The organism is Pseudomonas sp. D(2018) (assembly GCF_005502555.1).
Classification (GTDB): domain Bacteria; phylum Pseudomonadota; class Gammaproteobacteria; order Pseudomonadales; family Pseudomonadaceae; genus Metapseudomonas; species Metapseudomonas resinovorans.
In genome coordinates this window covers 1-8562 of sequence record NZ_SCOK01000096.1, presented here as the reverse complement: position 1 = coordinate 8562, position 8562 = coordinate 1, and the positions used below count along the sequence as shown (strand labels likewise).

Here is an 8562-nt window from a genome sequence, read left to right as displayed (position 1 = left end):
TGCCGCACCATCGCATAAGCGCATCGAGACCGTGGAGGAAACCCGCGACAACCTCGATCCGTTGGCGTCGGTGGTATCTGCACCGGCGATCCGCACGGAGCGTTCCGTGCAAGTGGAAGGGGCGTTGAAGCACACCAGCTACCTGAATCGCACCTTCACCTTCGAGAACTTCGTCGAGGGCAAGTCCAACCAGTTGGCCCGTGCGGCGGCCTGGCAGGTGGCGGATAACCCCAAGCATGGTTACAACCCGCTGTTCCTTTATGGCGGCGTGGGTCTGGGTAAAACTCACCTGATGCACGCTGTGGGTAACCACCTGCTGAAGAAGAATCCGAATGCCAAGGTGGTTTACCTGCATTCCGAGCGATTCGTCGCAGACATGGTCAAGGCCCTTCAGCTGAATGCGATCAACGAGTTCAAGCGCTTCTATCGATCTGTAGACGCGCTGCTCATCGACGACATTCAGTTCTTCGCCCGTAAGGAGCGTTCGCAGGAGGAGTTTTTCCACACCTTCAACGCCCTGTTGGAGGGCGGTCAGCAGGTGATTCTCACCAGTGACCGCTACCCGAAGGAAATCGAAGGCCTGGAAGAGCGCCTGAAGTCCCGCTTCGGCTGGGGGTTGACGGTAGCTGTCGAACCACCGGAGTTGGAAACCCGTGTCGCCATCCTGATGAAGAAGGCCGAGCAGGCCAAGGTCGATCTGCCGCACGACGCCGCGTTCTTCATCGCTCAGCGTATTCGTTCCAACGTGCGCGAACTGGAAGGTGCGCTGAAACGTGTGATTGCCCACGCCCACTTCATGGGCCGGGATATCACCATCGAACTGATCCGTGAGTCGCTCAAGGACCTCCTGGCCCTGCAGGACAAGTTGGTCAGCATCGATAACATCCAGCGCACCGTAGTCGAGTACTACAAGATCAAGATGTCCGACATGCTCTCCAAGCGCCGCTCGCGCTCGGTGGCTCGGCCGCGGCAAGTCGCCATGGCGCTGTCCAAGGAATTGACGAACCACAGTCTTCCGGAGATCGGCGATGCGTTCGGCGGACGAGACCACACCACGGTGCTCCATGCCTGTCGTAAGATTGCACAACTAAGGGAATCCGACGCGGATATCCGCGAGGATTACAAGAATCTGCTGCGTACATTGACCACCTGACCGCAGCCCAAGAGGCAAGGGACTAGACCATGCATTTCACAATTCAACGCGAAGCCCTGTTGAAACCCCTGCAACTGGTCGCCGGCGTCGTCGAGCGCCGCCAGACCTTGCCGGTCCTCTCCAACGTGCTGCTGGTAGTCGAAGGCCAGCAGCTGTCGTTGACCGGCACTGACCTCGAGGTCGAGCTGGTTGGGCGCGTTGCCCTGGAAGAACCGGCTGAGCCGGGTGAGATCACCGTACCGGCCCGTAAGCTGATGGACATCTGCAAAAGTCTGCCCAGCGACGCGCTGATCGACATCCGGCTGGACGAGCAGAAGCTGCTGATCAAGGCAGGCCGCAGCCGCTTCACCCTCTCGACGCTGCCAGCGAACGATTTCCCGACCGTGGAAGAAGGTCCTGGCTCGCTGAATTTCAGTCTCGTGCAGAGCAAGCTGCGTCGGCTGATCGAACGCACCAGTTTTGCCATGGCTCAGCAGGACGTTCGTTACTACCTCAACGGCATGTTGCTGGAGGTGAATGCCGGTGTGCTGCGTGCCGTTGCCACAGACGGTCACCGGCTGGCCATGTGTGCCATGGAAGCCGGGCTTGAAGGTGTCGACCGGCACCAGGTCATTGTGCCGCGCAAAGGTATCCTGGAACTGGCTCGCCTGCTGACAGAGCAGGACGGTGAGGTTCGTATCGTGCTAGGCCAGCATCATATCCGTGCTACTACCGGTGAGTTCACCTTCACCTCCAAACTCGTGGACGGTAAGTTTCCGGATTACGAGCGTGTGCTTCCCCGTGGCGGTGACAAGCTGGTAATCGGTGACCGCCAGGCGCTGCGTGAGGCCTTCAGCCGTACTGCGATCCTTTCCAACGAAAAGTACCGTGGTATTCGCCTGACGCTCGCTTCCGGCCTGCTGAAGATCCAGGCGAACAACCCGGAACAGGAAGAGGCTGAAGAAGAAGTAGCGGTCGATTACAACGGCAGTAACCTGGAGATTGGTTTCAACGTGAGCTACCTCCTGGACGTACTGGGCGTGATGTCCACTGAGCAGGTTCGTCTGATTCTGTCCGATGCGAACAGCAGTGCCCTGGTGCAGGAAGCTGGCAACGACGACTCCTCTTACGTCGTAATGCCGATGCGTCTGTAACGACTCAATGTCCCTTAGCCGTATCTCGGTCACCGGCGTGCGCAACTTGCAGCCGGTGACCCTCTCCCCCTCCCCCCGCATCAACATTCTCTACGGCGCTAACGGCAGCGGAAAAACCAGCTTGCTGGAGGCAATCCACCTCCTCGGTCTTGCCCGTTCGTTTCGCAGTACTCGGCTGCAACCAGTCATTCAGTACGAACAGCCTGCATGCACGGTGTTCGGTCAAGTCAGACTTGCCGAGGGTGGGCAGAGTAATTTGGGAATTTCCCGGGATCGTCAGGGCGAGTTCCAGATTCGCATCGATGGGCAGAATGCAAAAAGTGCTGCCCAACTGGCGGAGACCCTGCCGCTTCAACTGATCAACCCGGATAGTTTTCGACTGCTCGAAGGTGCTCCGAAGATACGTCGACAGTTCCTGGATTGGGGAGTGTTCCACGTGGAACCTCGCTTCCTTCCCGCTTGGCAGCGACTGCAGAAGGCGCTGAGGCAGCGGAACTCGTGGCTCCGGCATGGTACACTGGACGCCGCTTCGCAGGCGGCTTGGGACCGGGAGCTATGCCTGGCCAGTGATGAGATAGACCAGTATCGCCGGGCCTACATCCAGGCGTTGAAGCCGGTCTTTCAACAGACGCTTGCTGACTTGGTGGAACTCGATAGTCTCACGCTTAGCTATTACCGTGGCTGGGACAAGGATCGGGAGCTATCCGAAGTGCTGGCCACTTCCCTCCTCCGCGATCAACAAATCGGACACACCCAGGCCGGGCCGCAACGCGCCGACCTGCGATTGCGTTCAGGTGCACACAGCGCGGCAGACATACTGTCGCGCGGTCAACAGAAGCTAGTGGTTTGCGCCTTGCGAATTGCGCAGGGCCATTTGGTGAACCATGCGAAACGTGGCCAGTGCATCTACCTAGTTGACGACTTACCGTCAGAGTTGGACGAGGAGCATCGGCAATCACTTTGCCGTTTGCTGGAAGATTTGGATTGCCAGGTGTTCATTACCTGCGTTGACCATGAATTTCTGAGGGATGGCTGGCGCACGGATACGCCAGTTGCCATGTTCCACGTGGAACATGGCTGTATCAGCCCCACGATCATCGGGAGTGAAGCATGAGCGAGAACAGAACGTACGACTCTTCCAGCATCAAAGTGCTGAAGGGGCTGGATGCCGTACGCAAACGCCCCGGTATGTACATCGGCGACACCGATGATGGGACAGGTCTACACCACATGGTGTTCGAGGTCGTTGATAACTCGATCGACGAAGCGCTTGCCGGCTTCTGCTCGGAAATTAGCATCACCATCCACACTGACGAATCCATCACCGTTCGCGACAACGGTCGTGGCATTCCGGTAGATATCCATAAGGAAGAAGGGGTTTCTGCCGCCGAGGTCATCATGACCGTGCTGCATGCGGGTGGAAAGTTCGACGACAATACCTACAAAGTGTCTGGCGGTCTCCACGGCGTGGGTGTGTCCGTTGTGAACGCCTTGTCCGAAGAGCTACGTCTTACCATCCGTCGTGCTGGTCAGGTCTGGGAACAGATCTACCGCCATGGCGTTCCGCAGTTCCCGTTGCGCCCGGTCGGCGAGACCGATGGCACCGGCACCGAAGTGCATTTCAAGGCGTCGTCTGAGACGTTCAGCAACATCCACTTCAGCTGGGACATCCTGGCCAAGCGCCTGCGTGAACTGTCCTTCCTCAACTCGGGCGTAGGCATCGTGCTGCGCGACGAGCGGAGCGGCAAGGAAGAGCTGTTCAAGTATGAAGGCGGCCTAAAGGCGTTCGTCGAGTATCTGAACACCAACAAGACCATCGTTAACGAGGTCTTCCACTTCAATGTTCAGCGCGAAGAAGACGGCGTTGGTGTAGAAGTCGCCCTGCAGTGGAACGACAGCTTCAACGAAAACCTCCTCTGCTTCACCAACAACATTCCTCAGCGTGACGGTGGCACCCATTTGGCGGGCTTCCGCTCCGCGCTTACCCGTAACCTGAACAACTACATCGAACAGGAAGGCCTGGCGAAGAAGTACAAGATCGCCACCACCGGTGACGATGCGCGCGAAGGTCTGACTGCCATTATTTCGGTTAAGGTGCCGGATCCCAAGTTCAGCTCCCAGACCAAGGACAAACTCGTTTCCTCCGAAGTGAAAACCGCGGTGGAACAGGAAATGGGCAAATTCTTCGCTGACTTCCTGCTGGAAAACCCGAACGAAGCCAAGGCCGTAGTCGGAAAGATGATCGACGCCGCCCGCGCCCGAGAGGCGGCGCGCAAGGCTCGTGAGATGACCCGCCGCAAGGGTGCCCTGGACATCGCCGGTTTGCCGGGAAAACTGGCCGACTGCCAGGAAAAGGACCCTGCCCTTTCCGAACTCTACATCGTGGAGGGTGATTCCGCGGGTGGCTCGGCGAAGCAAGGCCGTAACCGCAAGACCCAGGCGATCCTGCCGCTCAAGGGCAAGATTCTCAACGTAGAGAAAGCCCGTTTCGACAAGATGCTGTCCTCCCAGGAAGTCGGCACCCTGATTACTGCACTAGGCTGCGGGATCGGGCGTGAGGAGTACAACATCGAGAAGCTGCGCTACCACAACATCATCATCATGACCGACGCCGACGTCGACGGTTCGCACATCCGAACCCTGCTGCTGACCTTCTTCTTCCGGCAGATGCCGGAGCTGATAGAGCGCGGCTACGTCTACATCGCGCAACCGCCGCTGTACAAAGTGAAGAAGGGCAAGCAGGAACAGTACATCAAGGATGACGAGGCCATGGACGAGTACATGACCCAATCGGCCCTGGAAGACGCCAGCCTGCACGTCAACGAAAATGCACCCGGTCTCTCCGGTGAAGCTCTCGAGCGTCTGGTGAACGATTACCGCAACGTGATGCGCACGCTCAAGCGCCTGTCGCGCCTGTATCCCCAGGACCTGACTGAGTACATGATCTACCTGCCACGTGTCAGTGTTGATCAGCTCTCCGACCAGGCGGCGATGCAAGCCTGGTTGGAAGGCTTGCAGGCGCGTCTGAAGGCAGCCGAGAAGTCGGGCCTGACCTACACCGCCAGCCTTCGTGAAGACCGCGAGCGTCACCTGTGGCTGCCGGAAGTTGAGCAAACTGCTCATGGTCTGTCCCACTACATAACCTTCAACCGGGATTTCTTCGCCAGCAACGACTACCGCCAGGTGACCGAGCTGGGAGACCAACTCAATAACCTGCTGGAAGATGGTGCCTACGTTCAGCGTGGTGAGCGCAAGAAGCCGGTGACGAGCTTCAAGGAAGCACTGTCCTGGCTGATGACCGAAAGCACCAAGCGTCACACCATCCAGCGCTATAAGGGACTGGGTGAGATGAACCCGGAGCAGCTGTGGGAAACCACGATGGACCCAACTGTCCGTCGCATGCTCAAGGTCACCATCGAAGACGCCATCGCCGCGGACCAGATCTTCAACACATTGATGGGTGACGCCGTCGAGCCGCGTCGTGACTTCATCGAGAGCAACGCCTTGGCGGTGTCGAACCTCGACGTCTGATGTGCTGTGAACGGGCATATTAATTGTCGCGTTTGAGCGGAATTAATGTCGCGATCCAACCCAAGCCCCGGTCTTTGTGCCGGGGCTTTTCTTTTAAGTCTGCGAGCTATTGGTGCCCTGCACGTCCAGGCGCGGCGTACTCGCTGTCCGATGTTCTCGTAGGCCTGATGGGTGAGGCGTTGGAACATCGTTGCGGGTTCTTCGGAAATGACGCCATGCTGAGGCAGGCAGGCAGGCAGGCAGGCAGGCAGGCAGGCAGGCAGGCAGGCAGGCAGGTGTAGGTGGGCAAAGTTATTTGCCCTTTCGGCCAAAGTTAATGGCCCACTGCTTTGCCAACAAACCCCGGTTGACCGAAAGGTCTGCCGGGGTTTTGTCGTTAACGGGGATTGATTTTTCGGGCTCCAGTTGGCGGCGACTTGTACAATCGAACTCAATTTTTCTGATGTGCCTTGCACCACGGCAGTAATCGTTGGGTGCTGGGCGTTGTGCTTTCTATAGGGATTGATTTACCCATGGCTGACAAGCTGTCACTCGAAACGCTGGAGTCCTGGCTCTGGGAATCCGCGAACATCCTGCGTGGCTCCATCGACTCATCCGACTTCAAGAACTACATCTTCGGCCTGCTCTTCCTCAAGCGTTACAACGACGTGTTCGACGAGCGTGTCACCAAGCTGATGAAGGACGAGGGTCTGAGCTATGGCGATGCTCAAGAAGAAGTCGAGGATAAATGGGGTAAGTTCCCTATCAGTGCCCGTTGGTTCGATCTGATCTCACGCACCGAAAATATCGGTGAGGCCCTGGACAAGGCGTTCGCGACCATCGAGGCCAACAACCCTGAGCTGCAACACGTACTGACCGCTACGCAATACGGTGACAAGCGGGTGCTGTCAGATGCCACCTTGCAGCGCCTGCTGCGTCACTTTAACCAGTACAAGCTAGGCAATGACGACCTTTACAAGGCCGACATGCTGGGTGATGCCTACGAGTATCTGATTAAGCAGTTTGCCGATGATGCAGGCAAAAAAGGCGGTGAGTTCTATACGCCCAAGGCTGTGGTGCAACTGGTTGTTGAGCTAATCGACCCGCAGCCAGGCCACAGCGTGTATGACCCCACCTGTGGCAGCGGCGGCATGCTGGTTGAGAGCGCTCACCATGTATCCGGTTTGCCCAATGGCACTTTGATGGGTAAACCCAATGTGTTGCTGTATGGGCAGGAAAGGAACCTAGGCACCTGGGCTATCGCCAAGCTCAATCTTTACCTGCACAACATGCATGCCTCCATTGAGCGCGGAGACACCTTGGTCGAGCCCAGGCACCTCGACGGCGATTATCTGAAGACTTTCGACCGGGTAATTGCCAATCCACCCTTCTCAGCCAAGGCTTGGTGGACTCCTCTAGAGCTCAGTAACGAAAACGAGCAAGACAGCGGTAAAAAGCCCAAGGCGCCTAACTACAAGCAGGTTAGCGACCCGTATGGTCGCTTGGTCTATGGCATCCCGCCACGGGGCTATGCCGATCTTGCCTTTGCCCAGCATATGCTGGCTAGTCTAAAGGCCGATGGGCGCATGGGCATTATCCTGCCGCACGGTGTGCTGTTCCGCAGCGGCGAAGAAGGCAAGATTCGTGAGGGGCTGCTATTCGGCACCGATACGGCGAATGGTAGCCAGCCGGGTGATTTGATTGAAGCCATCATCGGGCTGCCCTCGGCTCTGTTCTACAACACCGGAATCCCGGCTTGCGTGCTGATCCTCAACAAGCAGAAACCCGCTGCCCTCAAGGGCAACGTCATCATCATTGATGCCAGCCGTGACTACCTAGAAGGCAAGGCGCAAAACAGCCTGAGCGCTGAACACATTACCCGCATCGTCAGCACCCACAAGGCTGCATTCGAGCTGCAAGCTGAGGTCGAAAGCTATTGTCGGCTGGTGACTCTTGACGAGATCCGCAGCAACGACGGCAATCTTAATATTGCTCGCTATATCGACAACGGTGAGACCGAAGAGGTCGTGGACATACCCGCAACTTTGGGGCATCTCGCAATCCTGGCCAAAGAAGAAGCGAAAATTGATGAGCGGCTCAATGGCTACTTAGTGGAGTTGGAGCTGCTGGTGGCTGCTAAATGAGCAAGGTTTTGTCACCGGCAGAAGTTGCTATCACTTTACCCGCTGTTGCAACGAAAGCCCTTTGCGCCATAACTGTACCTCTGTGCGAGGTGGCAGAGATTCGTACGGGTATCGCGAAGGGGAAGGCGGGCTTGAGAGCCCCTGTAGAGTTACCTTATTTGCGGGTAGCCAATGTCCAAGATGGGCGAATTGACCTTACGTCTATAAAAAATATTCTTGTTGAATCCAATAGCATCGAGCGGTACGCCCTTCAAGCAGGGGATGTCCTCATGACTGAAGGAGGAGATATTGACAAGCTTGGACGCGGAGCAGTTTGGAATGGGCAAATTGAACCATGCTTGCACCAAAATCATGTATTTGCAGTTCGTCCAGACAAGCGACTCCTGAATTCGACCTATTTGGCGGCGGTGGCTTCCAGCGATTATGGGAGAAAATATTTTCTCAGCTGTGCTAAACGAACCACTAATCTGGCCAGTATAAATTCATCACAACTCAAAGCATTTCCGATCCTGTTGCCGCTGACCGAAAACTGACCCAGTAAAGCCCGTTGTGCTGACTGAAAACTGACCCAGGTGTTCCACTGCCCCTGCTCAATTTTTGAGCAGGAGAACACAGGGGTGAT

Annotated in this window: 6 protein-coding genes; all 6 read left to right on the top strand. The window is 56.9% G+C overall.

The window, feature by feature from the left end; all coding sequences use genetic code 11:
- Positions 1–22: 22 nt before the first annotated feature.
- The 6 genes from dnaA (at position 23) to FFS60_RS28045 (ending at position 8473) form a co-directional block, all read left to right on the top strand.
- On the top strand, positions 23–1153 hold the full coding sequence (gene dnaA / locus FFS60_RS28070; RefSeq protein WP_137823842.1) for a chromosomal replication initiator protein DnaA: 1131 nt from the start codon (positions 23–25) through the stop codon (positions 1151–1153).
- A gap of 29 nt (positions 1154–1182) precedes the next feature.
- Positions 1183–2286, top strand: a complete 1104-nt coding sequence (gene dnaN, locus FFS60_RS28065; protein WP_028627013.1) for a DNA polymerase III subunit beta — start codon at positions 1183–1185, stop codon at positions 2284–2286.
- 7 nt (positions 2287–2293) lie between these two features.
- The gene (gene recF / locus FFS60_RS28060; protein WP_137823841.1) at positions 2294–3400 is read left to right on the top strand and encodes a DNA replication/repair protein RecF; all 1107 of its coding nucleotides are present in this window, start codon (positions 2294–2296) and stop codon (positions 3398–3400) included.
- Positions 3397–5817 carry a DNA topoisomerase (ATP-hydrolyzing) subunit B gene (gene gyrB / locus FFS60_RS28055; RefSeq protein ID WP_028627015.1) on the top strand — a complete coding sequence of 807 codons (2421 nt, stop codon included), beginning with the start codon at positions 3397–3399 and terminating at the stop codon, positions 5815–5817. Before recF ends, gyrB begins: the two co-directional genes overlap by 4 nt.
- A gap of 512 nt (positions 5818–6329) precedes the next feature.
- Entirely contained in the window at positions 6330–7940 is a 1611-nt protein-coding gene (locus tag FFS60_RS28050; RefSeq protein ID WP_137823840.1) for a class I SAM-dependent DNA methyltransferase, read from the top strand.
- Complete coding sequence (locus FFS60_RS28045) at positions 7937–8473, top strand: restriction endonuclease subunit S (RefSeq protein ID WP_137823839.1); 537 nt, start codon at positions 7937–7939, stop codon at positions 8471–8473. Before FFS60_RS28050 ends, FFS60_RS28045 begins: the two co-directional genes overlap by 4 nt.
- Positions 8474–8562 lie beyond the last annotated feature (89 nt).

What these genes read in the sequence shown, in the direction of transcription:
- dnaN (WP_028627013.1), top strand. Translation starts at nt 1,183, where the DNA reads ATGCATTTCACAATTCAACGCGAAGCCCTGTTGAAACCCCTGCAACTG.
- recF (WP_137823841.1), top strand. Translation starts at nt 2,294, where the DNA reads ATGTCCCTTAGCCGTATCTCGGTCACCGGCGTGCGCAACTTGCAGCCG.
- gyrB (WP_028627015.1), top strand. Translation starts at nt 3,397, where the DNA reads ATGAGCGAGAACAGAACGTACGACTCTTCCAGCATCAAAGTGCTGAAG.
- FFS60_RS28050 (WP_137823840.1), top strand. Translation starts at nt 6,330, where the DNA reads ATGGCTGACAAGCTGTCACTCGAAACGCTGGAGTCCTGGCTCTGGGAA.
- FFS60_RS28045 (WP_137823839.1), top strand. Translation starts at nt 7,937, where the DNA reads ATGAGCAAGGTTTTGTCACCGGCAGAAGTTGCTATCACTTTACCCGCT.